The 26,359-nt window shown below is 35.8% G+C and carries 22 protein-coding genes and 1 riboswitch; of the genes, 8 read left to right on the forward strand and 14 right to left on the reverse strand.

Going from position 1 to position 26,359, the window contains the following annotated elements; translation table 11 throughout:
• Positions 1-1,511 precede the first annotated feature (1,511 nt).
• Positions 1,512-1,706 carry an IS3 family transposase gene (locus ACFSAV_RS08835; protein WP_379098859.1) on the forward strand — a complete coding sequence of 65 codons (195 nt, stop codon included), beginning with the start codon at positions 1,512-1,514 and terminating at the stop codon, positions 1,704-1,706.
• An 18-nt stretch (positions 1,707-1,724) separates the two neighbouring features.
• On the opposite strand, the gene pgsA is transcribed toward ACFSAV_RS08835, so the two are convergent.
• The 7 genes from pgsA to ACFSAV_RS08870 all read right to left on the reverse strand — a co-directional run bounded on the left by pgsA (position 1,725) and on the right by ACFSAV_RS08870 (position 10,428).
• Positions 1,725-2,282 carry a CDP-diacylglycerol--glycerol-3-phosphate 3-phosphatidyltransferase gene (gene pgsA, locus ACFSAV_RS08840; RefSeq protein ID WP_379098666.1) on the reverse strand — a complete coding sequence of 186 codons (558 nt, stop codon included), beginning with the start codon at positions 2,280-2,282 and terminating at the stop codon, positions 1,725-1,727.
• Positions 2,283-2,376: 94 nt separating this feature from the next.
• On the reverse strand, positions 2,377-4,203 hold the full coding sequence (gene uvrC, locus ACFSAV_RS08845; RefSeq protein ID WP_379098669.1) for an excinuclease ABC subunit UvrC: 1,827 nt from the start codon (positions 4,201-4,203) through the stop codon (positions 2,377-2,379).
• 26 nt (positions 4,204-4,229) lie between these two features.
• Positions 4,230-5,009 carry a 3-deoxy-manno-octulosonate cytidylyltransferase gene (kdsB, locus tag ACFSAV_RS08850; RefSeq protein ID WP_379098671.1) on the reverse strand — a complete coding sequence of 260 codons (780 nt, stop codon included), beginning with the start codon at positions 5,007-5,009 and terminating at the stop codon, positions 4,230-4,232.
• A gap of 1 nt (position 5,010) precedes the next feature.
• Positions 5,011-5,193, reverse strand: a complete 183-nt coding sequence (locus ACFSAV_RS08855; RefSeq protein ID WP_379098673.1) for a Trm112 family protein — start codon at positions 5,191-5,193, stop codon at positions 5,011-5,013.
• A 26-nt stretch (positions 5,194-5,219) separates the two neighbouring features.
• The gene (lpxK, locus tag ACFSAV_RS08860; RefSeq protein WP_379098676.1) at positions 5,220-6,185 is read right to left on the reverse strand and encodes a tetraacyldisaccharide 4'-kinase; all 966 of its coding nucleotides are present in this window, start codon (positions 6,183-6,185) and stop codon (positions 5,220-5,222) included.
• 33 nt (positions 6,186-6,218) lie between these two features.
• A complete protein-coding gene (msbA, locus tag ACFSAV_RS08865) occupies positions 6,219-7,967 on the reverse strand; it encodes a lipid A ABC transporter ATP-binding protein/permease MsbA (RefSeq protein ID WP_379098862.1) in 1,749 nt (582 codons plus the stop codon).
• A gap of 43 nt (positions 7,968-8,010) precedes the next feature.
• Positions 8,011-10,428 carry a DNA internalization-related competence protein ComEC/Rec2 gene (locus ACFSAV_RS08870; protein WP_379098678.1) on the reverse strand — a complete coding sequence of 806 codons (2,418 nt, stop codon included), beginning with the start codon at positions 10,426-10,428 and terminating at the stop codon, positions 8,011-8,013.
• Between the two features lie 295 nt (positions 10,429-10,723).
• Between ACFSAV_RS08870 and dksA the strand changes: the two genes are divergently transcribed.
• The 3 genes from dksA (at position 10,724) to folK (ending at position 13,286) form a co-directional block, all read left to right on the forward strand.
• Entirely contained in the window at positions 10,724-11,161 is a 438-nt protein-coding gene (gene dksA, locus ACFSAV_RS08875) for an RNA polymerase-binding protein DksA (protein ID WP_101775963.1), read from the forward strand.
• A gap of 244 nt (positions 11,162-11,405) precedes the next feature.
• The gene (pcnB, locus tag ACFSAV_RS08880) at positions 11,406-12,770 is read left to right on the forward strand and encodes a polynucleotide adenylyltransferase PcnB (RefSeq protein ID WP_379098865.1); all 1,365 of its coding nucleotides are present in this window, start codon (positions 11,406-11,408) and stop codon (positions 12,768-12,770) included.
• Positions 12,771-12,791: 21 nt separating this feature from the next.
• Positions 12,792-13,286, forward strand: a complete 495-nt coding sequence (gene folK, locus ACFSAV_RS08885) for a 2-amino-4-hydroxy-6-hydroxymethyldihydropteridine diphosphokinase (protein ID WP_101775962.1) — start codon at positions 12,792-12,794, stop codon at positions 13,284-13,286.
• 198 nt (positions 13,287-13,484) lie between these two features.
• Here the strand turns inward: folK and metX are convergent, their stop codons facing one another.
• Positions 13,485-14,561, reverse strand: coding sequence for a homoserine O-acetyltransferase MetX (gene metX / locus ACFSAV_RS08890; RefSeq protein ID WP_379098682.1), 1,077 nt, complete (start codon positions 14,559-14,561; stop codon positions 13,485-13,487).
• A gap of 171 nt (positions 14,562-14,732) precedes the next feature.
• Between metX and ACFSAV_RS08895 the strand changes: the two genes are divergently transcribed.
• Entirely contained in the window at positions 14,733-15,446 is a 714-nt protein-coding gene (locus tag ACFSAV_RS08895) for a SanA/YdcF family protein (protein ID WP_379098685.1), read from the forward strand.
• Here the strand turns inward: ACFSAV_RS08895 and cra are convergent.
• The 4 genes from cra to ACFSAV_RS08915 form a co-directional block, all read right to left on the reverse strand.
• Complete coding sequence (cra, locus tag ACFSAV_RS08900) at positions 15,443-16,432, reverse strand: catabolite repressor/activator (protein ID WP_379098688.1); 990 nt, start codon at positions 16,430-16,432, stop codon at positions 15,443-15,445. The genes ACFSAV_RS08895 and cra overlap by 4 nt on opposite strands.
• Before the next feature lie 234 nt (positions 16,433-16,666).
• Positions 16,667-17,158, reverse strand: a complete 492-nt coding sequence (gene ilvN / locus ACFSAV_RS08905; RefSeq protein WP_379098691.1) for an acetolactate synthase small subunit — start codon at positions 17,156-17,158, stop codon at positions 16,667-16,669.
• A complete protein-coding gene (locus ACFSAV_RS08910; RefSeq protein ID WP_379098694.1) occupies positions 17,151-18,875 on the reverse strand; it encodes an acetolactate synthase 3 large subunit in 1,725 nt (574 codons plus the stop codon). Before ACFSAV_RS08910 ends, ilvN begins: the two co-directional genes overlap by 8 nt.
• 289 nt (positions 18,876-19,164) lie before the next feature.
• A complete protein-coding gene (locus ACFSAV_RS08915; RefSeq protein WP_379098697.1) occupies positions 19,165-20,688 on the reverse strand; it encodes a Na+/H+ antiporter NhaC family protein in 1,524 nt (507 codons plus the stop codon).
• 88 nt (positions 20,689-20,776) lie between these two features.
• Positions 20,777-20,951: riboswitch (Lysine riboswitch) on the reverse strand.
• Between the two features lie 213 nt (positions 20,952-21,164).
• Between ACFSAV_RS08915 and ACFSAV_RS08920 the strand changes: the two genes are divergently transcribed.
• Together ACFSAV_RS08920 and purU are read left to right on the forward strand one after the other, a co-directional pair.
• Entirely contained in the window at positions 21,165-21,569 is a 405-nt protein-coding gene (locus ACFSAV_RS08920; protein ID WP_379098700.1) for an H-NS family histone-like protein, read from the forward strand.
• 78 nt (positions 21,570-21,647) lie between these two features.
• Positions 21,648-22,484: a formyltetrahydrofolate deformylase gene (gene purU, locus ACFSAV_RS08925; RefSeq protein ID WP_379098703.1), complete on the forward strand. Its 837-nt coding sequence runs from the start codon at positions 21,648-21,650 to the stop codon at positions 22,482-22,484.
• A gap of 87 nt (positions 22,485-22,571) precedes the next feature.
• Here purU and nagA read toward each other — a convergent pair whose 3' ends face one another.
• On the reverse strand, positions 22,572-23,708 hold the full coding sequence (gene nagA / locus ACFSAV_RS08930; RefSeq protein WP_379098706.1) for an N-acetylglucosamine-6-phosphate deacetylase: 1,137 nt from the start codon (positions 23,706-23,708) through the stop codon (positions 22,572-22,574).
• Positions 23,709-23,718: 10 nt separating this feature from the next.
• The gene (gene nagB, locus ACFSAV_RS08935) at positions 23,719-24,522 is read right to left on the reverse strand and encodes a glucosamine-6-phosphate deaminase (protein WP_379098709.1); all 804 of its coding nucleotides are present in this window, start codon (positions 24,520-24,522) and stop codon (positions 23,719-23,721) included.
• 305 nt (positions 24,523-24,827) lie between these two features.
• On the opposite strand from nagB, the gene nagE reads away from it, so the two are divergent.
• On the forward strand, positions 24,828-26,288 hold the full coding sequence (gene nagE, locus ACFSAV_RS08940) for an N-acetylglucosamine-specific PTS transporter subunit IIBC (RefSeq protein ID WP_379098711.1): 1,461 nt from the start codon (positions 24,828-24,830) through the stop codon (positions 26,286-26,288).
• Positions 26,289-26,359: the final 71 nt, after the last annotated feature.

Here is a 26,359-nt window from a genome sequence, read left to right on the forward strand (position 1 = left end):
TTTAAGCTAATATGTTGTGTTCCTAAACAACGAGGTGCATTTTACCTATTTATTAAGACTAGTCAAATAAAAAATACAAAAGAATAACTCAATTGATTAAAAACAAATCACAAAATAACAAAAGAAGCCTTTATTTCATGAAACATACGATAACGCAGTCAAAAAGAATCTAGAAAATCATAGAAAGAGATAATATTCATTCGCTCCATAAGATAAAATAATTAACACTTATAAATTAATAAAATTTATACAGATTGAAATATTTAGTATTCTCCTGATTCCATTCTTATTAAGACTATAACATGTATAATATTCAATCAAAACATTGGCAATTATTGGAAATCAGTATTTGATCACTTGCTTCTTATTTTCCAATAATTAGTAAGCTTAAATCACAAAAAACTAACTTTTAAAGAAAAAAGAAGTGATAAAATACCATAAGAAAATATGCACCATCCCACGTAATCATCGATCTCAATTTTTGCTTAAAAAAACTATCTTAATAAATGATGTATTGCTTATCATAATATTCACTGATGAGTTTCATTTGATAACATCCTAGCTTAATAAAATCCAAAAACATCCCCTTACAACTATCTTTATAGAAGATTAAATTTGTACTTAATTGGCAGTAAATTAACTCATCACCTTTTCAAGTTTCCCATAGAAATGACCTCTAACGAGATTCTAGAAGATGACCTTAACTCATATCTCAAAAGATCTGTATATCCAAGGATTACGTCATACCTAATCATATTCAAAAACTATTTGTCGTTATTCTGTTATCACTTAATATCTTTAAAAACTCTACAACTCAGAAACTGTCAAAAATACTATCTAAAAAAGAAGACGATTAGCTTCATACAAGGTATTTTTTAGTTCATAGTAAAAATCCACCTTCAAAGAAAGTAGCTTTGATTAGCACCCCATAGGCGGGTTTCTAAATTTTGATTCTGAGAATCCGAATTTTACATTACTTAAAGTCTTAACTGTTTATCTTCTAACCTATGTTTCTGTGGTATTGAATATAGCCTTATCTTTCTGCATTGGCACTTAAGGCTATCCACACAGTGACCTCATGACCAAAGGTGATTACTTCATAATTTATGTTTCCTTAAATTCGAAAACTTATTAGACAATCTGATTATCATCTGCCCCTTTTAAGCTCCCATCACTTCAGACACGAATAACTTTAGCTGAGCTTTCACTACAAATAAACATAAGCTATTGTGGCAATCGCTATCTTGAGCAGCTCACTGAGACTTATTGGCTGTATATAAACTTCTCTACTAACTTTCTCTTTCAATATTCTGAAAGGGTGCTTTAGTGTCTACACTAAATGATATTAATAAATGCCAAACTGTACAATTTCTTAAATCAGCGCCTAGTTTTGCCTAAGTAAAGCCACTAATCGCTTTTACAGAAGTTTTTTTACAACCTCACATAATCTGCCAAAAAATGGAATTACTCAGAGTATGTCTTACAGAGGAAATTGTTTGGCTAACAGCGTAATGGAAAGTTTTTTCGGGAATTACACATTAACTTTTGAGACGCGGGGTGAATTAGTATGGGCAATTTATGACTATATTCGCGATTACAATCAGGAACAAATACAGTTAAAATTAAAAGAATTGGGTCCGAGAAAATATTGGAAACACCCCCTGATGTCACAGCCTATTAGGAGCAGATCACAAGGGCACTCTTAGTAAATCCTTCAGTGAAAATTATAATGAGATATCTGATAATAAGCTGCCTTTTGCCGCTTTTAGATACTGTAACATCGACCAAACTGTCAAAATTGCAGCAATATACAATAAAACAATTGCAGCAATTTCCATGACAACATTATAGCGCCATAATAATCCACCTAATGCTAGCATTTGTGCTGTTGTTTTCACTTTTCCTAGCCATGAAACTGCAACCTTGTTACGATCACCAATCTCTGCCATCCATTCTCTTAGCGCTGAAATAATAATTTCTCTTGAAATCATAATCACAGCAGGCAGTGTTATCCAAAATGAATGATGATATTCAACGACTAAAGCAAGCGCGACTGTGACCATTACTTTATCGGCAACAGGATCTAAGAACGCTCCAAAACGCGTAGTTTGTTTCCATTTTCGTGCCAGATAACCATCAAACCAGTCTGTTACTCCCGCAATAAAAAAGATAAGCGTTGTTAGAAAAGGTGACCATGAAAACGGCAAATAGAATGCGATCACAAAGAATGGGATTAAAATAACGCGAAAAAGTGTAAGAAAGATAGGTATGTTAGGTTTCATAGAAAGAGTTTGGTCAATTTTTATAATGTATTTATTCTAGAACATATCGCTTTATTTGGAAATGGAATTTTCCGTTCTATTAAAAATTCCTGCGTTAATGCTGTAATGCTTCATAAATTCGTTCTGCAAGTGCTTTAGAAATACCTGGTACAGAAGCTATTTCGGCTAAAGTCGCCTTTTTCACCCCTTGTATACCACCTAAATATTTTAATAACGCTTGACGACGTTTTGTTCCAACACCTTCAATCGTTTCTAGTCCGCTTTGTATAAAAGCTTGTTGACGTTTTTTACGGTGTCCACTAATTGCATGATGATGGCTTTCATCTCGAATATGTTGAATTAAATGGAGCGCTAAGTGATCTGCAGGTAAATGAATTTCTTTTTCCTGCTTACTCATAATTAAAGTTTCTAGACCAGCTTTACGATCTACACCTTTTGCAACACCAATCAAGTGCGGTCGATTTTTATCCCATTTTACATTTAATCGTGCAAATACTTGTATTGCTCGGTTCAATTGCCCCTTACCACCGTCAATAAAAATCACATCTGGAATCTTATCTTGCTCTAATGGCTTATCATAACGCTTGAGTAAAGCTTGTTCCATCGCCGCATAATCATCACCACCCGTTATTCCTTCAATATTAAAACGACGATAATCGGATTTTAGTGGTCCATTTTGATTAAACACCACACAAGAAGCAATAGTTTGCTGTCCCATTGTATGACTAATATCAAAACATTCCATACGCTTAATTTCAGGTAGATTCAATAATATTTGCAACGCTTGATAACGCTCTTGGATTAAATGAGTTTGTTTAAGTTGAGTAGCTAAAGCTGATTTGGCATTCATTTGTGCAAGCTGCAAATACTTACTCTTATTACCTTTCGCGTGATCTTGAATCTGTACTTTACGTCCTGCCTGCTGTGTCAATAAGATTTCTAATTCATTTTTTTCTGCTAACTTATGATCTACAACAATACTATTCGGAATGCTACGCCCTTGATGCGCTTGTAAATAGAATTGTCCGACAAAAGTTGCTGTAAGTTCTGCAAGATCTGTATTAGCTGGAACCTTAGGAAAATAACTTCGATTACCTAAAATCTTACCTTGACGAATAAACAAAACTTGCACACAAGCAATACCTAATTGATAGGCTATTGAAATAATATCCATATCATCAAGGCAATCATTCGATACAAATTGCTTTTCAACCACCGAACGAACAGCTTGAATTTGATCACGAATCCTTGCTGCTACTTCAAAATTAAGCTCGGCACTAGCTTGTTCCATCTTGGCTACCAAATGCTCAAGTACTTGCTGATCTTTGCCTTGTAAAAAAAGGCGTGCAAATTCAACCTGTTGTAAATAATCTTCGTCACTGACATAGCCAGCAACACAAGGTGCTGCACATCGTCCTATTTGATACTGTAAGCAAGGACGAGAGCGATTATTATAAACGGCGTTTTCACATTGCCGAATAGGGAATAGTTTTTGTAATAAAGAAAGTGTTTCTCTTACTGCGCTGGCATGTGGATAAGGACCAAAGTATTCACCTTTTATTTTTTTACTACCTCGATACGCAGTAATACGAGGATGGTGTTCGTCAGTGAGTAAAATGTAAGGATAGGACTTATCATCGCGTAACAGAACATTATAGCGTGGCTGATAAGTTTTAATATAGTTATGCTCAAGTAGTAAAGCCTCTGTTTCAGAAGAAGTAATCGTTGTTTCAATACGTGCAATTGAGGCAACCAATGCTTCCGTTTTTTTGTTTGTTAAATTAGTGCGAAAATAACTGGTGAGACGTTTTTTAAGATCTTTCGCTTTTCCCACATAAATTACCGTGTCCTTATCGTCATACATACGATAAACGCCTGGTGAGTGAGAAATATGAGCTAAGAAGGATTTTGCCTCAAACATAACTTAGTGCCAAAGGAATTTTATGCTTATTTTTGCTGTAAAATAGACCGCACTTTTTCAAGATCTTCTAATGTATCCACACCAACGGAGGGGACTTCTTGTGCTAGTTCAACATGTATCTTTTCACCATACCATAATACACGGAGCTGCTCTAAACTTTCGATTTGTTCTAACGCTGTTGGCTGCCATTGTACATATTGTTGAATAAATCCAGCGCGATAAGCATAAATGCCGATATGACGTAAATAATGATCGGACAATTTCAATTGGTCTATTGTATGAGTTTGGTTATGTAATGTCGCAAACTGATCGCGATTCCATGGAATAACCGCGCGAGAAAAATATAAAACATAGCCTTCTTTATCTGTCAGCACTTTTACTGCATTTGGATTAAACAGCTCTTCTGGCTCAGTTATTTTTACTGCCAAACTTGCCATCTTTACTTGATATTTCGATAAATTTTCTGCAACTTGATTGACAATCGCAGGTGGAATTAACGGTTCATCCCCTTGTATATTGACGATAATTTCATCTTGTGCAATATCCAGTTTTTCAATAACTTCTGCTAAACGTTCAGTACCTGAATTATGCTGAGTAGATGTCATACAAACTTCCGCGCCAAAATCACGAGCAACTTCCGCAACCTTAAGATGATCGGTAGCAATGATAATTCGACTTGCGCCAGATTGCTTTGCTTTTTCAAACACATGTGCAATCATTGGTTTTCCTGCGATATCTGCTAAAGGCTTACCAGGTAAACGAGTGGAAGCATAGCGAGCAGGAATGATTACGGTAAATGTTGCCATATTAGTTATCCTGTGATTGTTCAAAAAATGGAATTGCTTGCTCAGCTAATAAAACAGGAATTCCCTGTTTAATCTCATAAGCAACTTTATCAAATTTACACATTAACTGTTGATTTGTTTTATCAAACGCTAAGTGCCCATGGCAAATAGGACAAGCTACAATTTCTAATAATTTTGTATCCATTTTTTCCTCTCTAAATTCTGCACCAGTTATTTCGTTGAGCGAAATTTTGCTAAAAATGGCCGCACTTTCTCGCCTTCAATTACTGCATCCACTGGTACATACCACCAATTCGGCTGAGCAAATGCAAAACACTTTACTGCGTCTTTTTCTGTCATCAATAACGGTCGATTTTTATCAAATTTAACGAATTGATTAGCTTCAAATTTTTGATGGTCTTGAAATGCTTGTGTTTGGCTAAGCTGAATATTCAAGCTCTGTAACATCATAAAAAAACGTTGTGGATTACCAATTCCAGCAATCGCTGAAGCTACTTTAAATGAGGCAATCAAACGCTTTTCTCCCGTTACTAAATTGACTGCATAATGAGGCTCTAACCTCATTACAACATCAGTATATTGATTACTCTCACCATTACTAATGACTAAATCTGCTTGTTGTAAACGACTTGGCAGCTCACGTAATGGTCCTGCGGGCAGTAACAAACCGTTGCCTAAACCACGTTGTGCATCTATTACAACAATTTCAATATCACGTTGTAATTTATAATGCTGTAACCCATCATCACTGATAATTAAATCATAATGTTGCTGTTGCAATAATAATTCGATTGCTTGCTGGCGATTAGGTGATATACAAACAGGTACTTGGGTCCGTTTGGCAATTAATACAGGTTCATCACCGCCTTGTAGCGGATCTGTTTGTGCAGTCACTAACAAAGGATAAGTATTAGACTGGCTACCGTAGCCACGCGAGATAACCCCTACTTTTAATCCCTGCTGTTGTAGTTGCTGAACTAACCAAATGACAACTGGCGTTTTACCATTTCCACCAACCGAAAGATTACCAACGATAACCACGGGAACAGGGGCACGATAAGAGGATAAAATATTATGTTTAAATAATGCTCTGCGTACATAACTGATGAGCCAAAATAAAAAAGAAAAAGGCAGCAGCAAACAAGTGACCCACGAATGCGAATACCAAAATTGCATGTTAACCTCTTTCTATATGTTATATCGTCTAAATTAATGACTGAATTGCATACTATGTAATTGTTTATAAGCACCACCTAATGCCAACAATTCAGTGTGTGTACCACGTTCTTTGATTTCACCATGCTCAATAACTAAAATTTCATCTGCATTTTCAATTGTTGATAAGCGATGAGCAATAACAATGACAGTACGCTCTTTTTGTAATTTTTCTAATGCTAATTGAATTGAACGTTCCGATTCTGTATCTAATGCAGATGTCGCTTCATCTAGAATTAATACTGGCGAATCACGTAATAATGCGCGTGCAATAGCTAAGCGCTGGCGCTGACCACCTGATAAGCTGAGTCCATTTTCACCAATTACTGTATCTAAACCATGTTCTAGTTTTTTAATAAATTCCATTGCATAAGCATCTTCTGCTGCTTTAATAATTTCTTCACGGCTGTACTTATCTTTGGCAGCATACGCAATATTATTTGCGATAGTATCATTAAAAAGATGAACTTGTTGTGAAACTACCGCACAATTTTCACGCAGGCTTGATAAACGATAATCTTGAATATTGATGCCATCTAATAAAATCTCGCCTTGATCAATGTCGTAAAAACGTGTCACTAAATTCGCAATCGTGGACTTGCCAGAGCCAGAACGCCCAACTAATGCTACTGTTTTGCCTTTTTCAACTTCAAAAGATAAATTACGTAATGCTGGCTCATTACGCCCTTGATAAGTAAAAGTGACATCTTTAAACGTAAGATTTCCTTGTATATTTTCGCCTTTATGTGTACCTAGATCTTTTTCAGTATCCAAATCTAATAACGCAAACAGCGTTTGACAAGCCGCCATTCCCTTTTGGAATTGTGCATTTACATTTGTAAGCGACTTTAATGGTCGCATCATCGCTAACATAGCGGAAAACACCACAGTAAATGCACCCGCCGTCAAGTTTTGATCCATAATTGTTGGTACTGTTGCTAAATAAAGCACTGCCGCCAGTGCAAAAGAAGCAATCACTTGAACCACAGGATTAGAAATTGCATCTGCTACAGCCATTTTCATCCCTTTACGACGCATATCATTACTAACATGATTAAAGCGTTCTTCTTCAACTAGTTGCCCACCAAATGAAAGCACAACTTTATGCCCTTTCAACATTTGTTCAGCTGTTGCAGTAAGTTCCCCCATAGCATTTTGCATATTTTTACTTAATTCTCTAAAACGCTTTGAAACTAAACGAACCAAAACCGCAATAATTGGACCAATTAAAAATAATACTAAAGATAATTGCCAACTGTGGTAGAGCATAACAACAAGTAAAGAAATAATATAAGCACCTTCTCTTATAATAGTGATTAATGCCCCAGAAGACGAATTGGCGACCATTTCTGAATCATAAGAAATACGAGATAAAAGCTTACCAGTTGAATTTTGGTCGAAAAAAGGGACTGGCATGAACATAAGGTGCTTAAAAATACGACGACGCATAGTCATCACAACTTTACCTGAAACCCAAGAGAGACAATAAGAAGAAATAAAATTACTTATTCCTCGTAAAAGTATAACTAAAACAACCACATATGACATTGTACGCAAAAAAGAAGTATCAGCATTACCAAAACCTTCATCTAATAGGGGCTTAAGTAAAGAAATTAGACTTGCATCTGCTAACGCATTAAGTACTAAAGCAATTGCTGATACAACTAATCCAAGTTTGAATGGGCGAATAGTTGGCCATAAACGCTTAAATGTTTGTATTGTTGAAAAATCTTTATCTTGCATAATTTCTTCTATTTTATATGGAATAATATGCGGCATTGTACCTTTATTTTGTTTGTAAGCCAATTAATCTGCGGTACCAAGGCGAAAATTCCGTTCTTGCTGTATGAATTTTAATTTGCTTTTTATCAAACAATAAACTCACTTGCCCTACTTCTGCAGTATTGTAAACTTGACATTGATAGTGTTTTAAACGCTGTATCACTTGTTTATGTGGAAACTTCCATGGATTCCAACGCCCACTAGAAATAAGTGCAATTTGTGGTTGAGTTTTTTGTAATAAAGCATGCCCTGTTGAAGTTTTACTACCATGATGCCCGACTTGTAAAACATCAATTTTACCTAGCTGGGATATGAATTGATTTTCACTCGCCATATCTGCATCTCCTGTTAGGAGCACCTTATTGTATCCATCAGAAATCAACAAAACACAAGAATCAGTATTTTTAGCGCGTGTTACAATACGATGAGGAGAAAGAGCAATTATTTTTAATCCTTGCCAATCCCATTCTTGACCAGACAGGCAAAAAGTGCGGTCTATTTTGCCATAATTTTGTGTTGATGCTGTCGTCAGTTCAACATTGGGATATTGACGTAATATTGTTTTTGCTCCTCCAGCATGATCATTATCATCATGACTAATAACCACATGTTCTAAGTCAATACCTTGTCGTTGTAGATACGGCACAATTTCAAGCTGAGCCATACTGCCACCTTGCCATGAACTCCCAGTATCATACAACATGCCTCGTCCATTTTTTGTTATCAATACGGCTAATCCTTGTCCAACATCTAAAATATCTAAACGCCACTGAGGTGAAAAAACATACTGATAAGCAGGATAGCCAAGACACATAATGACAATTAACGTTGCAATTAAATAAATTACACGTTTTAAGGAACATGATAATGTTGGTTCGGTCATAAAATGGAAACCAGTATAACACTGGTTAATAAAATGAAGATTCATACTCGTCTTATCTACTTTTTTAAAATCATATACATACCAAACTGCTGCGATAAAAAATGTAGTAAGCACAGCAATGATTAATACCGCCTCTGATTGAGAAATAAGGCACCAATTATCTTGCCAAACTTGTAAAATTAATGTTGTCTTTTGTGCAACGCTATTTGCTATAGCCCATGAAGAAAAAGCACCTTGCGTAAAAGTAGCAAACAATACTAAGGGAACTAAAACCAGACTGTAAATCGGCAGTGCAATTAAATTTGCACAAAAACCTCTCAACGAAATGCCATGAAATAACAGTAATTGGACGGGAGTAAAAAGCCACAGTAATCCGAGCTGTAGATGAAATATACTAAAGATCCAACGCAAGTTACACCAAGGACTTGCTAATATTGATTTACCTTGCCATTGCAATAAAGAGATAGGAAAAACTTGATACCAAAGAATTAATGCTGTGACTGCACTTATTGATAACCAAAAACTGAGCGATAAAACCATTAACGGCTCGAATACCAGTAACATAGCAATCACTATTAACAAAAGTTGCCATGAAGTGTAATAAAGGCGTAATAATCGACAACTAGCCACCAGAGATAATGCCAAGCGGGCACGAGAAGTAGGAATTGCAAAGCCGGCTAACTGTCCATAAAAATAGGCTAATAGCAAACCACTAAAAATAGGAAAATAAGGACTAATCCAGCGTAATGGCAATAAAATTTGAATACTACGAATTAACCAATAACCTATGCTCATTGCTAAACCAATATGTAATCCAGAAATTGCAATAAGATGTGCGGTACTGGTTTTTTGATACACTTGCCATACTTGTTGTGGCAACCATGCTCTTTCACCGAAAGCCAAAGCAATTAATAACCCTTGATAATCCAATCCTGTGGTTTGCGTTAAACCTGCTTGAAGCAATTTATCACGCCATGAAGCATATTGTGAAATTTTGACCGCACTTTTTACCGAGGCACGCGCAGTAATTTTTTGAGATAAATACCATTGCTGTTTATCAAAACCTGCTAAATTTAATCGTGAAGAAATGGGTTTCAATAACAATTCACCATACCATGTTTCTCCTAAATGCACTTTTTCTTTTGCATACCATTGAAGATAAATACGCTGTTCTGCTTGTTCTTTTTGTAGTTGTGCTGAAACAATTAGAGTTTGGTAATCCGTTTGGTCGATAATCTCAACAATGGTAAAATTAGTTTTCACTTTTCTTGGTAGCTGAGCCACGCTATCCGCTTGAGATAATAATTGGCGTGCTGAATCATGCATATAACCTAGGCTAAATAACATACAAAATATCAACACCAAATAATTAACCCATTGCTTTTTTTTCTTCAGATAACAAACCAGTAGTAAAATCAATAACGTTACACAAGCAATTAGTACTATCTGCCAAGCGAGCAATAAATAATCAGGTAAGCAAAGTAATGAAAGTGCACTTAGTAAAATACAGCCTGAAATTCGTTCAATAGATAATCGCATTAACCCTACTCTTTTATCGACATATAAAAAGAAAAGCATGAGCATTTCACGAGTGTTTTTCTCGGTTATTAAGCTGGTTTTGCAAGCGAGATCGCAAAAATCAGATTTATTTCACTAAAAATTGTAATATCAGGTAAATTTATTTGATAATTAAGATGAGTTCTGCTATTTATAACGCTTTTTAAAATGCCTAACAGGTTTACAGGTAATTTTAAACTGAACGAATCAACGCCAATGCGTGTGAATAATGTAATTTCAACCGTTAAATGGACGACTTTTTATTAGGAGATACCCAATGTCTAAATCCTCTTTAAGTATATTAGCCCTAGCTGGTGTTGAGCCTTATAAAGAAAAAGTAGGCGAAGAATACATGAATGAAGCACAATTGCTTCACTTCAAAAAAATTCTACAAGCATGGCATGATCAAATTGTAGAAGAAGCGAGCCGTACTGTCGCACACATGCAAGATGAAGCATCCAACTTCCCTGATCCAGCTGATCGCGCCACGCAGGAAGAAGAGTTTAGCTTAGAGTTGCGTACAAGAGATCGTGAAAGAAAACTCATGAAAAAAATTGAAAATACCTTGAAAAAACTTGAAACAGGTGATTTTGGTTATTGTGACTCTTGCGGTATTGAAATCGGCATTCGTCGTTTAGAAGCTCGCCCTACAGCAGATCTCTGTATCGACTGTAAAACACTGGCTGAGATCCGTGAAAAGCAAATGATTGGTTAAACCTAATTTTTAACTTCAACACAAACATAGAATTAGAATAAACAAGATTTAAAGTAAAGTGCGGTGATTTTTACCGCACTTTTAACTGGAAAGCAAAATTACCTTGACGAGGTCTATTATTTTAAAGTACATCAAAAATCTGTTTAATAAAAAAACAAAAGCGTATTTAGTTAAACGAGAAAAAGCAGATTCTACTCATTCAAAATCAAGAACAACACAAGCTGAACAAGTTTCATCCGCTTTTATTCAGCATGACACGCCTACTACAACACAACCTAAGACTTCTTATCACTACGACAAGCACGTGATCAAAGCATCTCTACATGGTATTACGCCACGTATGATTAATCGTAATGCATTAACTGTCGTAGAAAAACTACACCGTCAAGGATTTGAAGCTTATATCGTCGGTGGCTGTTTAAGAGATTTATTACTTGGTAAACACCCAAAAGATTTTGATGTGGTTACCAATGCGCGTCCTGAACAAATTCAAACACTTTTTCAGCGTCAATGCCGCTTAGTTGGTCGCCGTTTCCGTCTTGCGCACATTATGTTTGGTCGAGATGTTATTGAAGTGGCAACTTTCCGTGCCAATCATAATGAAAGTCGTAATGAAAATCATGCAAAACAAAGTGAACAAGGCATGTTATTGCGCGATAATGTTTATGGTACGCTTGAACAAGATGCAGAACGCCGTGATTTTACTGTTAATGCACTTTATTATAATCCACAAGATAATACTTTACGTGACTATTTTAACGGGATTGAAGATCTTAAAGCGGGTAAATTACGCTTAATTGGTGATCCTGCGACACGTTATCAGGAAGATCCTGTTCGTATGTTACGTGCCATTCGCTTCATGGCAAAACTAGACATGTTCTTAGAAAAACCAAGCGAGTTGCCTATTCAGCAACTAGCACATTTACTTAAAAATATTCCACCAGCTCGTTTATTTGATGAAAGCTTAAAATTACTACAAACTGGTCATGGCGTAAAAACTTACCAATTATTACGTGAATATGGTTTATTTGAGCAGCTATTTCCTGCACTAATATCTTATTTCACCGAGAAAGGGGACAGTTTTGCCGAACGTATGATTTTAAAAGCACTCACTTCAACAGACGAACGTGTTGCTGATAACTTACGGATTAATCCTGCTTTTTTATTTGCTGCGTTTTTTTGGTATCCCCTACGAGAACAGATAGAAATGCTTAAAAATGAAGGTGGGTTAAATAATCATGATGCTTATGCACTAGCAAGTAATGAGCTTTTAGATATTTTTTGTACCACACTTGCCGCGCCACGTAGGCACACGGCTGTCATTCGTGATATTTGGTTTTTACAATTACAATTGTTAAAACGCACAGGACATAATCCAGTACGTACAATGGAACACCCTAAATTCCGTGCTGCATTTGATTTACTGGTTATGCGCGCAGAAATCGAAGGCGGTGAAGCTATTGAGCTTGCAACTTGGTGGCATGAGTATCAGTTTAGTAACTTAGAACAACGCGATTTATTAGTGCAAGAGCAGCAACGTTTGCATCCAAAACCGAAGAAAAAATATTATCGTTCTAGAAAGCGTCGCAAACCAAAACCGTTACAATAAAAAAGTAAGAGATGCTATAAAATGAAGCCTGTTTATATTGCACTAGGAAGTAATTTAAATACGCCAATTGATCAACTCAATGCCGCATTAAAAGCGATTAGTCAGTTGCCTCATACTCAATTAGTCAAATCAAGCTCGTTTTACCAAAGTAAGCCGCTTGGTCCACAAGATCAACCCGATTATGTGAATGCTGTTGCCTATTTACAGACAGTGCTTCCTGCACATACATTACTTGAGTATTTACAACAAATTGAAAATACTCAAGGACGTGTGCGTTTACGTCGTTGGGGAGAACGTACTCTCGATCTGGATATCTTGCTTTATGATAAGGATGTTATACAGACAACGAGTTTGACTATTCCTCATTATGATATGCATAACCGTGAATTTGTGATTGTGCCTCTATTTGAAATTGCCCCAACATTAGTACTTCCAAATGGAATAAAACTTGCTGAACTTGCCCAACAATTCGAGTCACACCAAATGAAAGTTGTAAACTCAAAAGCAATCATTTAAATCAATGAAGCGGCTCATCTATTGGTACTTTCAATACCCTAGCCCATTTTAGGGAGATTAAACTATCTCATTGATACAATTTCTGATCATATTCAAATCGCACCTATTTTCACTTTCATTATTTTTTCAAGTAGCAGCTTAATTCGCGGACTTTTATATGCTAGCTTTATCATTTTTAAAAATAGAAACCATACTGTTCTACTCTGCTAAACCATCACGAATCTTACTTTCAAATAAGGTATAATCGACTAAAAAAGCGTCATGTCCATAATCAGAAGTAAACTCATAATAATTCAAATCGACCCCACTTTGCTCCAATAGTGCCTTGCTCTTATGCAATTCAGCTAATTTAAACAATTGATCATTTTCAACTGCAACTAAAGTATAACGCGCTGTAATTCTGGATAATGCAGCATGCATATTCTGATAATCCCGACTAGGATCATATAAATCTAGCGCTCTCAACAAATGGAGATAACTATTTGCATCAAAACGTCCTAAAAATTTTTTCCCCTGATAACTTAAATAAGATTCAACTTGAAAATAATCCCCCCAAAATTGTGCTTCTGATTTTATTGCTCGCCCAAAGGCTTTGGTTAGCTGTAAATCAGTACGATAAGTGAGCATTCCTAACATACGTGCAATAGCCAATCCACGTTCTGGAGGTTGATGTTCATAATAATCTCCATGATTAAAATAAGGATCATTAATCACTGCTTGACGCATAACATGATTAAAACCAATAGCCTCTGCGCTACATAATAAGGATGAACATAAATTAATCACATTATTGACAAGATCAGGGTAATCAATCGCCCATTGTGTCGCTTGCATTCCCCCAAAAGAACCACCAACAACAGCATGTAAACGAGGTATATCAAGATGATCCAATAAAGCTTTTTGTAGCTTTACCATATCTTGCACAATAATATTTGGAAATTGACTACCATAGGGTTTATTCGTATCAGGATTAATCGATGATGGACCTGTCGTACCTTGACAGCCACCTAATACATTAGAGCAAATAAAAAAATAGCGAGAAGTATCTAATGCTAATCCTTCTCCCATAAAGCTTTGCCACCAACCTTGCTGTGTCTTATCAGCAAAATAAGGCTGAGCATCACCAGTTAAAGCGTGACAAATTAATACTGCATTACTTTTATTAGCATCCAGTACACCATAAGTTTGATATGCTACATCAACCTGTTTCAGTTTACCGCCTAAGCTTAAAGGAAATCCTTCTTCTGTAAACAGTGTTACCTTCTGTACTGTCATGCTACCGCCTGTATTTTATTATCATTATTACAGTAATGTTTGTTTTTAATATTGTTCAATTTTAGACATCTAAACGTCTTTACGTATAAATCTACTAAAATTCAGCTTGCACTTCAACTCTTTTTTCATTATGGTGAAGCTTAATTCCCAAACAGTAATGATAGCTTCAAAATGACATCTATTTTTGCTTTCCTCTCTCCCCAATACTTGAAGCGATTAATTCGCTATTTGCTTATTGGTTTGTCATCTTTTATCACGCTATTAATCTTAATCGATCAAGCAATTAGCTTTTATGTTCGGCAAAATATTTATACTGACGTCAATAAATTACCTTATAGACCCTATGGTGTAGTGCTTGGCACATCGAAATATTTCGACAAAAATACATTGAACTTGTTCTATCATAATCGACTGCTTTCTGCCTACGAGGTCTTTTCTGCACGTAAAATCGATTATTTATTATTAAGTGGGGATAACCGTACGAGCCAATATAATGAACCACGTAATATGTTTAAAGATTTACGTAAAATGGGAATACCACAAGAATTTATGTATATGGATTTTGCTGGATTTCGCACTTTAGATTCAGTAATACGTGCTGAACAAGTATTTAAAGCACATTCATTTACAATTATTACACAGAAATTTCATTGTGAACGTGCTTTATTTATCGCTAAATATCATGATATTGATGCAATTTGTTTCGCTGCTGAGTACCCTCATGGTCATTATTTTGTCCGTTTTCGTGAGTTTTTTGCGCGAATACTGGCGATATTTGATCTCTTAATGGAAAAAAAACCACATTTTCTCGGTGAGCCAGAACCTTTACCATCGCCTACAACCGTACCCATTGTGGAATTCGAACTAAGCAATCAGTTGTCTTAAGTACGTGATTCGATCAACTCTCGAACAATTACTTCGTGTGGCTGTTTGATATTCTTTGCTCTCATTTTATGTAACACAAGATTTAATAAAGATTGAGCTATTTTTTCATGGTTCTGTACACAACAAATCACTTTATTTTCTAATACATCGAGCATTTCATGATGACCAAAAGTTGCAATAACAAGTTCTTTTGGAATACTGTTATAGCGCTTAATTAATACTTGAAAAATGCCTTGTAACAAAGTTAAGGAAGTCACAAAAATTGCTTCTGGTAATGCATTTTTATCTAACCATTGACTAAATACTTCTGCACTTGATAATTTATGAAATTGATTAGCATAAAGGTAATCGACTGGTGTACATTGACCATTCAATGCATTACGAAAGCCTAATTCTCGTTTATAGCTCACTGAAAATTCAGGTAATGCACTCAAAAATAATACTCGTTTACCTGCATGATCTTTAATTAAACGCTGAGCTAAACGGTAAGCATCCCCTTCATCGTCAGTCAGCAGCATCATTTCATTCATCATTAAACGACGATCAAACCCCACAACTGGTACATCTGCAAAGCGTTGATAAAAATCTGTATCAGAAGGTAAAGCTGTTGAAACAATAAGTGCATCTATCTGGCGTTGAAATAAATGCTTTGCACATTTAATTTCATTATCTGCATTGTCATTAGAACAAGCAATTAAGAGCTGATACCCCTTTTCACGGAAACCTGCTTCTAAACGACTTGCAATTTTGGCATAACTGGCATTTTCAAAATCAGGTACAATCAAGCCAATAGTGTGGCTTTTACCTGCTCGTAAACCTGCTGCCATTGCATTAGGTTTAAAATCGTACTTTTTTATCAGTTCTTCAACTTTTTCAATTGTTTTGCCGCTGACACGATAATGTTTAGCCTTCCCATTTACTACATAGCTGGCTGTTGTACGCGAAACACCAGCTAACTTAGCTAGTTCATCTAATTTCACTTTCACTCCTTAAAATGCATTATGCTTTTCAAGTCATCCCCAAACCAAAAAACTGAATAATGAATAGCACAATCCATTTGTAAAATTATGTAAAAATATGTATACAAGAAAAATTATATATTTAATTTTTTAAAATAACAAAATACAAATGTGTAATATTTGATCTAGTTCGCAAAATAAAAAAGTGCAGTGAAATTCCTGAAAATTTAACCGCACTTTCAATTATTTCAATCAATTAAGTTATAAACAATTTTTTTCACCACGAGAAAGGCTTATCAAACCAGAACGTACAATCTCAATAATGGAAGTTTCTTCTTTGACCGCTGTAATAAATGCATCTAATTTATCCTTCGTTCCCGTTAATTGGATGGTATAAGATTTTGTTGTGACATCTACAATTTGACCACGATAAATATCAGCCAAACGTTTTAATTCATCACGAGAACTTCCTTGTGCTCTTACTTTAATCAATAGCACTTCACGTTCAACATGGTCACAATCGCTTAAGCTAATCACTTTAAACACATCAACTAGTTTATGTAATTGTTTTTCAATTTGTTCAAGCACTTGCTCGTCGCCATAAGCTTCTATCGTCATTCGCGATAATGTCGGATCATCTGTTGGTGCGACTGTTAAACTTTCAATATTAAAAGCACGTTGCGAAAATAACCCAACAACACGTGATAAAGCACCTGATTCGTTTTCTAATAAGACAGATAAGATTCTACGCATGAGTATTCTCCGGTTTAGTTAAAATCATTTCATTCATTGCTCCACCACGTACTTGCATTGGATAAACATGTTCAGTCGCATCAACATTAATATCAACAAAGACTAATTTATCTTTCATTGAAAACGCTTGAGCTAATTTGTGCTCTAATTCATCTGGTGTATTAATTTGGATACCTACATGACCATAAGCTTCTGCTAATTTGACAAAATCAGGCAACGAATTCATATAAGACTGCGAATGACGCCCTGAATAAATCAAATCTTGCCACTGTTTAACCATACCTAAGAAACGGTTATTTAAACTGATGATCACAATAGGAATTTCATATTGCTGTGCAGTTGATAATTCTTGAATATTCATTTGAATACTCCCATCACCAGTCACACACACTACCGTTGAGTCAGGATAAGCTAATTTCACACCTAAAGCAGCGGGTAAACCGAATCCCATTGTGCCCAATCCACCTGAGTTAATCCAACGACGTGGTTGATTAAATGGGTAATGCAATGCAGCAAACATTTGGTGCTGCCCGACATCTGATGCCACATAGGCTTCACCATCAGTTAAACGGTAAACAACTTCCATAACCTGCTGTGGCTTAATAACTTGAGTATCTCGCTCAAATGATAAGCATTTTACCGCTTTCCAAGTTTCAATTTCGTTCCACCACTCTGCTAATGAAGTTTGTGATTTCAATAAATTATCATCTTCCAATAAAGATAAAAATTCAGCTAACACATTTTCTGCACTACCTACAATTGGAATAGCTGCTGATACATTTTTTGAAATTGACGTAGGATCAATATCAATATGGATAACTTTGGCATTTGGACAATATTTCGCTAAATTATTAGTCGTACGGTCATCAAAACGAACACCAATACCCAAGATTAAATCACTATGATGCATTGCATTATTTGCTTCATAAGTACCATGCATACCTAGCATACCTAAGAATTGTTTATCCGAACTTGGATAAGCCCCTAACCCCATCAACGAGGAGGTGACTGGTAAATTCAATGCCTGTGCAAATCTTATTAATTGTTCACTACAATTAGCTGTAATAGCCCCACCACCAACGAATAATATAGGTTTCTTGGCGACTAATAATGCTTTTAACGCACGCTTAATTTGCCCCTTATGTCCTTGTGTTGTGGGATTATAAGAACGCAATTCAATCTTTGCTGGATAGTGATAAACAAATTTATTTGCAGGATTGACAACATCTTTTGGTAAATCAATCACAACGGGTCCTGGACGACCTGTTGCAGCAATGTAAAAAGCTTTTTTTATTGTCTCTGGAATTTCTTCGGCTGATTTAACTAGAAAACTGTGTTTAACAACAGGGCGGGAAATTCCAACCATGTCACATTCTTGGAAAGCATCACTACCAATTAAACCTGACATTACTTGTCCAGAAAGTATCACCATTGGAATTGAATCCATGTAGGCTGTTGCAATCCCAGTAATAGTATTCGTTGCACCAGGACCTGATGTGACTAAAACACAACCTACTTTTCCTGTTGCTCTGGCATAACCATCCGCCATATGTACGGCTGCTTGTTCATGACGAACCAAAATATGCTCAATTCCTCCTAATGTATGAATCGCATCATAAATATCTAAAACTGAGCCACCAGGATAACCAAATAAAAATTCAACGCCTTCATCCCTTAAGGATTGCACAACCATTTCTGCGCCTGATAACTTTTTCATTTTCACCTCTCAAATTAACCGCATTTAACATGCTATTTTGTATAATGTTGTTGCAATAATGTTAAAAATTAATATGAGATATGTTTTACTGAAAAGTACAATTTTTGTCCATCACTTTTTGATAGTTTTCTAGAACAACAAGAAAACAAATAAAGCATTAAATACCAAGAAAATTAAAAATAAAAGAATTTAATAAAACAAACAAAGAAGAAATCATAAAAAATGCGGCATTAAGCCGCATTTTATAAATATAGAATATTTTTGCACCATTTGTGATCAAGATCACATTTTAATTTCGTTTAAAAATAAATACTAAAACTGCTAATAAGCCACCCGTAGTCACAAAACCAAGCACGCCTGATTGAGTAAAGCCAAGTACTAAATAACCTACAATTGAAGATATCGCAATCAATATAGCATAAGGGAATTGTGTTGTAACATGATCAATATGATTACATTTTGCGCCTGTTGAAGACAAAATAGTGGTATCAGATATTGGCGAGCAATGATCACCACAAACAGCTCCGGCCATCACTGCGGATAAACATGGCAACATTAATTCTGGTGCAGCATTAGCGGCGATAGCTGCCGCGATGGGTAACATAATGCCAAATGTTCCCCAACTCGTACCCGTAGAAAATGCCATTACAGCAGTAAGCACAAACAATAAGGCTGGTAATACTGCAATTGGTAAGCTATCAGAAACTAAAGAGGATAAATAAACACCCGTCTTCATATCACCGACGACATTATTAATGGTCCAAGCAAATAATAAAATGAGTACAGCACCTAACATCGATTTAATTCCCACTATCCATGCTTTGCCATATTCATTAAGGCTGACTTGACGATCTAATATAATACAAATTGTCGAAATTAAAACCGCACTTACACCACCAACGACTAAAGAAAGACCAACAGTCGTGTTCTCAAATGCGCCTAAAATATCAAATGGCTTTCCTTCTGCAGCAAGTGCTTCATTTCCTGTATACATCATCATACCGACCGTAGCCAAAATCAACACAGCAATTGGTAAAATTAAATTACGCACATGCCCTTGCACACCGCTTTGTTCTTCTTCAATTTCTATATTACGTTCTAATGCTGTTCTTTCATGGCGAACCATTGAACCAATATCAAAAGAATAATAAGAAACGAAAAATACCATTAAAATTGAAAAAATAGCATAGAAATTCATTGCACTCATGGTCATAAATGCACCGATTGGCGAATATTCAGTAATAGAATAGGTCGCCAGTAATCCTGCTATTAGCGTAATAATATATGCTCCCCAGCTTGATACTGGCATTAATACGCACATTGGCGCCGCAGTTGAGTCAAGAATATAAGCTAATTTCGCACGAGAAACTTTGAATTTATCTGTTACGGGACTTGCAATTGCACCGACAGCTAGGCTGTGAAAATAATCATCAATAAAAGTAACAAAGACTAAAGAAGCAGCAAGTAATTTAGCGCCACGTCTATCTTTAATGCGTTTTTGTGCCCATTCCGCAAAAGCGCGATTACTACCAGAAACTGTGAGTAATGCCGTTAACACACCAAGTAAAAATAAAAACAATACAATATTAATGTTATTTGTATTAGGCTCACCATCGCTATATGCCAATGAAATAACATTATTTTTCAAATAACTCAATGCATTAACTAAATTAAAATCCGCAAGCATTAGCGAGCCAACAAGAATACCAATACTTAATGATAAAATGACTCGACGGGTCACAATTGCCAATAAGAGTGCCAAAATTGGCGGTACGACAGCCCAAACGGATGTCGAATAATCGATAAGTTCCATAAGTTTTCTACCTTATAATGAAGGGATAACCACTGAGTGAATATAGAAATGATCTAAAAAGGCAGGCAAAAAATAATTAAGACCCAACCTAGCCAGTAGCGCTCCATAGTTTAAAAAAGACTATGACAATGACGTTCCTTTCGAATACGCCACCAACCAATTAAAATGACTCTTAATTGATTTCGGCGGTCACTCCTTTCCTTTTTCCTCATCGTTATCCACTCAGAAAAAATACTTATAGTGATCGCTCCTCTACATACGTAGGATGCGAATAAGACTACAATAAAAAATTACACTTGCCAATAGAACTAAAAGAATATTTTTAACTTAATTTACATTTTTAATAACTAAAAAATATTAACTTTAAAATATTCTACAAAAATAACATTTACCTCTCATAATATTTACTATATGATAATTCGCGTTTGATTATATTTTTATATAATCCATTTTTTAAATGATATAGAGGAACAAATATGAGTGATTTATTAAAAGCTTTAGCAAATATTCGTAGTTTACGTGTTTTAGCTCGTGAAACGACTTTAGAACAACTTGAAATTGCTTTAGAAAAGTTCTCTCTTGTTGTTGAAGAAAAACGTGAAGCAGAAAAGAAAGCAGAACGCGAAGCGGCAGCGCGCCAAGCAAGAATTGCAAAATTGAAGGAATCATTAGAGCAAGAAGGAATCACAGCTAAAGAATTAGCAATGTTACTCGGTCAAGAGTCGCCAGTTCAACGCAAAAAAAGAGAACCTCGCCCGGCAAAATATCAATATACTGACGAAAATGGTGAAGTAAAAACTTGGACTGGTCAAGGCAGAACACCTAAAGTAATTCAAAAAGCCTTAGATGCAGGTAACTCGCTGAATTCATTTGAAATTTAATTTATTTTACCACATCGTAAAACCCATTAATTTAATGGGTTTTACTTTTTAAATCAGCTAAATAAAAAGCACAATATTATGATTGAAAATAAAATATTATTAACTGATTGTCCAGATGATAAAGGATTAATCGCCAAAATAACAAATATTTGTTATAAACATCAACTTAATATTATTCATAATAATGAATTTGTTGATTTTGAAACAAAACATTTTTTTATGCGGACTGAATTAGAAGGCATTTTTAATGAAGAAACATTGTTAGCAGATCTTAAATTTAGCCTGCCAGAAGGAACAAATTGTCGTTTAATTAGTGTTAAACGCAAACGTATCGTTATTTTAGTGACTAAAGAAGCACATTGTCTTGGTGATATTCTCATGAAGAATTATTACGGCGGCTTAGATGTCGAAATTGCCGCAGTAATTGGTAATCATGATACATTAAAAACCCTAGTCGAGCGTTTTGATATTCCGTTCCATTACATCAGTCATGATAATTTAACACGCATAGAGCATGATAAACTGTTAGCAAATAAAATTGATGAATACGCTCCAGACTATATTGTACTAGCCAAATATATGCGTGTGCTTAACCCTCAATTTGTTGAACGTTATCCAAATCGAGTTATTAATATTCATCACTCTTTCTTACCCGCCTTCATCGGTGCTAAACCTTATCATCAAGCCTATGAACGTGGCGTAAAAATCATTGGTGCTACCGCTCATTTTATTAATAATGAATTGGATCAAGGTCCAATCATTATGCAAAATGTGATCAATGTTGATCATACATATAGTGCTGAAGCAATGATGCGTGCTGGTCGTGATGTTGAAAAAACTGTATTAAGTCGAGCATTAGATCTTGCTTTACATGATCGAATCTTTGTTTATAAGAACAAAACCATCGTGCTGTAAAGTGCGGTCATTTTTTAGCAAATTTCGAACAAAAAAATAGCGTGATAGTTATCATGCTATTTTCTTTTTTCTGATTCAGAGCATCAATTAATTGACTTTCCATTCACCATTTACTGCAGTGCCTAACACTTTAAAATCATGTGTAAATACCGTTAAATTAGCAATTTTTCCAACTTCAATTGAACCAAGTCGATCATCAACATGAATTGCTTTTGCAGGATAATAATTACACATACGCAAGGTTTCATCTAATGGAATGCCAACTTCTTGCACTGCATTTTGCACTGATTCAATCATCGTTACTGCTGCACCACCTAATGTCCCATTTGCGTCATAACATTTACCATCACGCACATAAACTGTTTTACCAACAAAAATAAAAGACTCAATATCCGCCCCCGCTGCTGCTGTTGCATCAGTCACAATACACAGTTTTTCACCTTTTGCTTTTTTATCAATACGAATATTGCCATAGTCAACATGCAAGCCATCAACAATAATGCCCGTATAAATATCTGAATCTAATACAGCACCAACAACTCCCATTGCACGTCCTGAACTAATTGGTGACATAGCATTATGCAAATGCGTAGCAAAGCTTGCGCCTTTCTTAATTGCATCCTGCGCTACTTCATACGTCGCATTCGAATGCCCTAAAGAAACAATAATACCTTTTTCAACAAAATCAGGAATATGTTGTGCTGTTGGATTTTCTGCTGCAAGAGTAATTTTTATAATCACATCTGCGTTATCACATAAAAACGCTTTCATTTCAGGGCTAATAGCACGAATATACTCTTCGCGATGGACCCCTTTTTTCTCTACACTTAAATAAGGACCTTCAAAGTGCAAGCCTAATGCTTGATTTTGATATTGGTTTAAATAATCACGCATCACTTTTACCGCTTCTTTCATGCCTTCATCAGGCGAAGTAATGAAAGTTGGCAAATAACTCGTCGTACCTGATTTAAGATTGGTTGCTTGCATAATTTCCAAAGTCTTGACGCTAATATCTTCGTTAAACATTACGCCACCACAACCGTTCAATTGTAAATCAATGAAACCTGCGGTTAAATTATTTCCTGCTAAATCAATTTTTTCTATTTCTACAGGTAATTCTTCTACTGGTACAATTGCACTAATTTTATCACCATCAACAACAACTGCTTTACCATACAGCACTTCTTTTGCAGTATAAATTACTGCATTAACAAAAGCATACATTTTGCTCTCCTTATCTTACGCTATGAATTGCACGAGCCTCTAATTCAGTGAAATATTTTACTGTTTTTACTTTTAATTCTTGTGTTGAAGGTTCATCACAAACAATAATGGCGCGACGATGCATTTGTAATGCACTAACAGTCCATAAATGATTAATACTGCCTTCGACTGCCGCTTGTAAAGCAAGCGCTTTATTATAACCAGTAACTAAAATCATGACCTCTTCTGCATCAAGTAATGTCCCAACACCAATAGTTAATGAATATTTTGGTACTTTATTTACATCATTATCAAAGAAACGCGAGTTCGCAATTAAAGTATCCTCTGTAAGCGTTTTTATACGAGTACGAGAAGATAAAGAAGATGCAGGCTCATTAAAAGCAATATGCCCATCAACACCTACCCCCCCCATGAACAAATGAATTTTGCCATAAGCTTTAATTTTATCTTCATAGCGTTGACATTCAGCATCATGATCATCAGTATTACCATCTAAAATATTGATATTTTTCTCTTGAATATCAATATGATCAAAGAAATTTCTATACATAAATGAATGATAGCTTTCAGGATGCTCTTTCGGCAAGCCAACATATTCATCCATATTAAATGTCACCACATGTTTAAAACTCACTTCACCCGCTTTATTTAAGGCAATTAGCTCCTGGTAGGTTTTCAATGGCGTACCACCAGTAGGTAAGCCTAATACAAATGGACGCTCTTCCGTAGGCTTGAATTGGTTAATACGATCAACAATATAACGAGCCGACCATTTTGCGACTTGCTCGGCATTTTGTAATGGAATTAAACGCATAATATGTTACCTCTTTTGTATGTAAAATAAACAAGTAATAAATGTGATAACAACCATATTAAAAATTTTGATTAAATGCCATCAATTTTTATCAAAATATGGAGTTTTTGTTTTTTTTCATTATAAAATAAGTCGTTTTAAATAGCCAACAAAAACTCATCTCTATCGGAGATTTAGTGATGAGAATCACAAAAACAACAGTTTTAATTTGCAATAGAAAATTATTAGCATATAGTTAGAAGCGATTGAGAAAACGTTTACGCTGTTTCTCAATAAAATCGAAATAAAAAATAAAAGGAGTTCCTATGAGTGTGCTAAGTTACTTACAAAGAATTGGGCAAGCATTGATGGTTCCTGTTGCTGCATTGCCGGCAGCTGCTATTTTAATGGGAATTGGTTACTGGATAGATCCAAATGGTTGGGGTGGTGAAAGCCAACTCGCTGCATTCTTGATCAAATCTGGTGCAGCAATTATTGATAACATGGCGATTTTGTTTGCTGTGGGCGTTGCATTTGGTATGTCTAAAGATAAACATGGTTCCGCTGCATTATCAGGTTTAGTTGGCTTCTTAGTCGTCACAACATTACTATCACCAGGTGCGGTTGCACAATTACAAAGTATTGCGCCCGATCAAGTTCCTGCTGCATTTGGCAAAATTAATAACCAATTCATTGGTATCTTAGTGGGGGTTATTTCAGCTGAATTATATAATCGTTTCCACCAAGTTGAACTACCACCAGCACTAGCCTTCTTTAGTGGTAAACGCTTAGTACCAATTGTGACTTCTGTTGTCATGATTGTCGTTTCTTTCATTTTAATGTACTTATGGCCAGTGATCTTTAATGGTTTAGTTGGCTTTGGTAAATCCATTACAGATATTGGTGCGACAGGTGCAGGTATCTATGGCTTCCTAAACCGCCTATTAATTCCAGTTGGCTTACATCATGCATTGAACTCTGTATTCTGGTTTAATGTAGCGGGTATTAATGATATCCCGAACTTCTTAGGTGGTGCACAATCACTGGCTAATGGTAGCGCAGTATTAGGCGTTACAGGTATGTATCAGGCAGGTTTCTTCCCTGTTATGATGTTCGGTTTACCCGCTGCGGCATTGGCTATCTATCACAGTGCAAAACCAGCGAAAAAAGCACAAGTCGCTTCATTAATGATCGCTGCTTCATTGGCTTCATTCTTCACTGGTGTCACAGAGCCGCTAGAGTTTGCCTTCATGTTTGTCGCACCTGTGCTTTATGTCATTCACGCCTTATTAACTGGGTTATCCGTATTTATCGCGGCATCAATGCAATGGATGGCAGGTTTTGGTTTCAGTGCAGGTTTCGTTGATATGGTGCTTTCTTCACAAAACCCACTTGCGACACAATGGTATATGCTATTAATACAAGGTGCCGTATTCGCAGTGATTTACTATGTCGTCTTCCGTGCTGCAATTAAAGCATTTAACTTAAAAACGCCAGGTCGCGAAGAAGACGAAGTCGTCGTAGAAGTGAAAAAAGATGCTTCTCGTGAAGAACGTGCGGCTAACTTTATTATTGCCTTAGGTGGTAAAGATAACTTCCAAACTATTGATGCTTGTATCACTCGCCTCCGTTTAACTTTAGTTGATCGCAGTAAAGTGAATGAAGAACAACTCAAAGTACTTGGTTCAAAAGGCAACGTAAAATTAGGTGAAAATGGTTTACAAGTCATTCTAGGACCTGAAGCCGAATTAGTGGCTGATGCAATCAAACAACAAGTAAAACAATAGTACCATCAGTAAAAAAGCTTGGGGCGAATATAATTCGCCCCTTTACTATTAGCTAGTTGTTCTGACGACTG

The sequence above is a fragment of the Pasteurella oralis genome (assembly GCF_042681465.1).
Taxonomy (GTDB): domain Bacteria; phylum Pseudomonadota; class Gammaproteobacteria; order Enterobacterales; family Pasteurellaceae; genus Pasteurella; species Pasteurella oralis.

Coding starts and splice junctions, on each gene's coding strand:
- ACFSAV_RS08835 (WP_379098859.1), top strand. CDS start 1,512: ATGGAAAGTTTTTTCGGGAATTACACATTAACTTTTGAGACGCGGGGT.
- pgsA (WP_379098666.1), bottom strand. CDS start 2,282: ATGAAACCTAACATACCTATCTTTCTTACACTTTTTCGCGTTATTTTA.
- uvrC (WP_379098669.1), bottom strand. CDS start 4,203: ATGTTTGAGGCAAAATCCTTCTTAGCTCATATTTCTCACTCACCAGGC.
- kdsB (WP_379098671.1), bottom strand. CDS start 5,009: ATGGCAACATTTACCGTAATCATTCCTGCTCGCTATGCTTCCACTCGT.
- ACFSAV_RS08855 (WP_379098673.1), bottom strand. CDS start 5,193: ATGGATACAAAATTATTAGAAATTGTAGCTTGTCCTATTTGCCATGGG.
- lpxK (WP_379098676.1), bottom strand. CDS start 6,185: ATGCAATTTTGGTATTCGCATTCGTGGGTCACTTGTTTGCTGCTGCCT.
- msbA (WP_379098862.1), bottom strand. CDS start 7,967: ATGCAAGATAAAGATTTTTCAACAATACAAACATTTAAGCGTTTATGG.
- ACFSAV_RS08870 (WP_379098678.1), bottom strand. CDS start 10,428: ATGCGATTATCTATTGAACGAATTTCAGGCTGTATTTTACTAAGTGCA.
- dksA (WP_101775963.1), top strand. CDS start 10,724: ATGTCTAAATCCTCTTTAAGTATATTAGCCCTAGCTGGTGTTGAGCCT.
- folK (WP_101775962.1), top strand. CDS start 12,792: ATGAAGCCTGTTTATATTGCACTAGGAAGTAATTTAAATACGCCAATT.
- metX (WP_379098682.1), bottom strand. CDS start 14,561: ATGACAGTACAGAAGGTAACACTGTTTACAGAAGAAGGATTTCCTTTA.
- ACFSAV_RS08895 (WP_379098685.1), top strand. CDS start 14,733: ATGACATCTATTTTTGCTTTCCTCTCTCCCCAATACTTGAAGCGATTA.
- ilvN (WP_379098691.1), bottom strand. CDS start 17,158: ATGCGTAGAATCTTATCTGTCTTATTAGAAAACGAATCAGGTGCTTTA.
- ACFSAV_RS08910 (WP_379098694.1), bottom strand. CDS start 18,875: ATGAAAAAGTTATCAGGCGCAGAAATGGTTGTGCAATCCTTAAGGGAT.
- ACFSAV_RS08915 (WP_379098697.1), bottom strand. CDS start 20,688: ATGGAACTTATCGATTATTCGACATCCGTTTGGGCTGTCGTACCGCCA.
- ACFSAV_RS08920 (WP_379098700.1), top strand. CDS start 21,165: ATGAGTGATTTATTAAAAGCTTTAGCAAATATTCGTAGTTTACGTGTT.
- purU (WP_379098703.1), top strand. CDS start 21,648: ATGATTGAAAATAAAATATTATTAACTGATTGTCCAGATGATAAAGGA.
- nagA (WP_379098706.1), bottom strand. CDS start 23,708: ATGTATGCTTTTGTTAATGCAGTAATTTATACTGCAAAAGAAGTGCTG.
- nagB (WP_379098709.1), bottom strand. CDS start 24,522: ATGCGTTTAATTCCATTACAAAATGCCGAGCAAGTCGCAAAATGGTCG.
- nagE (WP_379098711.1), top strand. CDS start 24,828: ATGAGTGTGCTAAGTTACTTACAAAGAATTGGGCAAGCATTGATGGTT.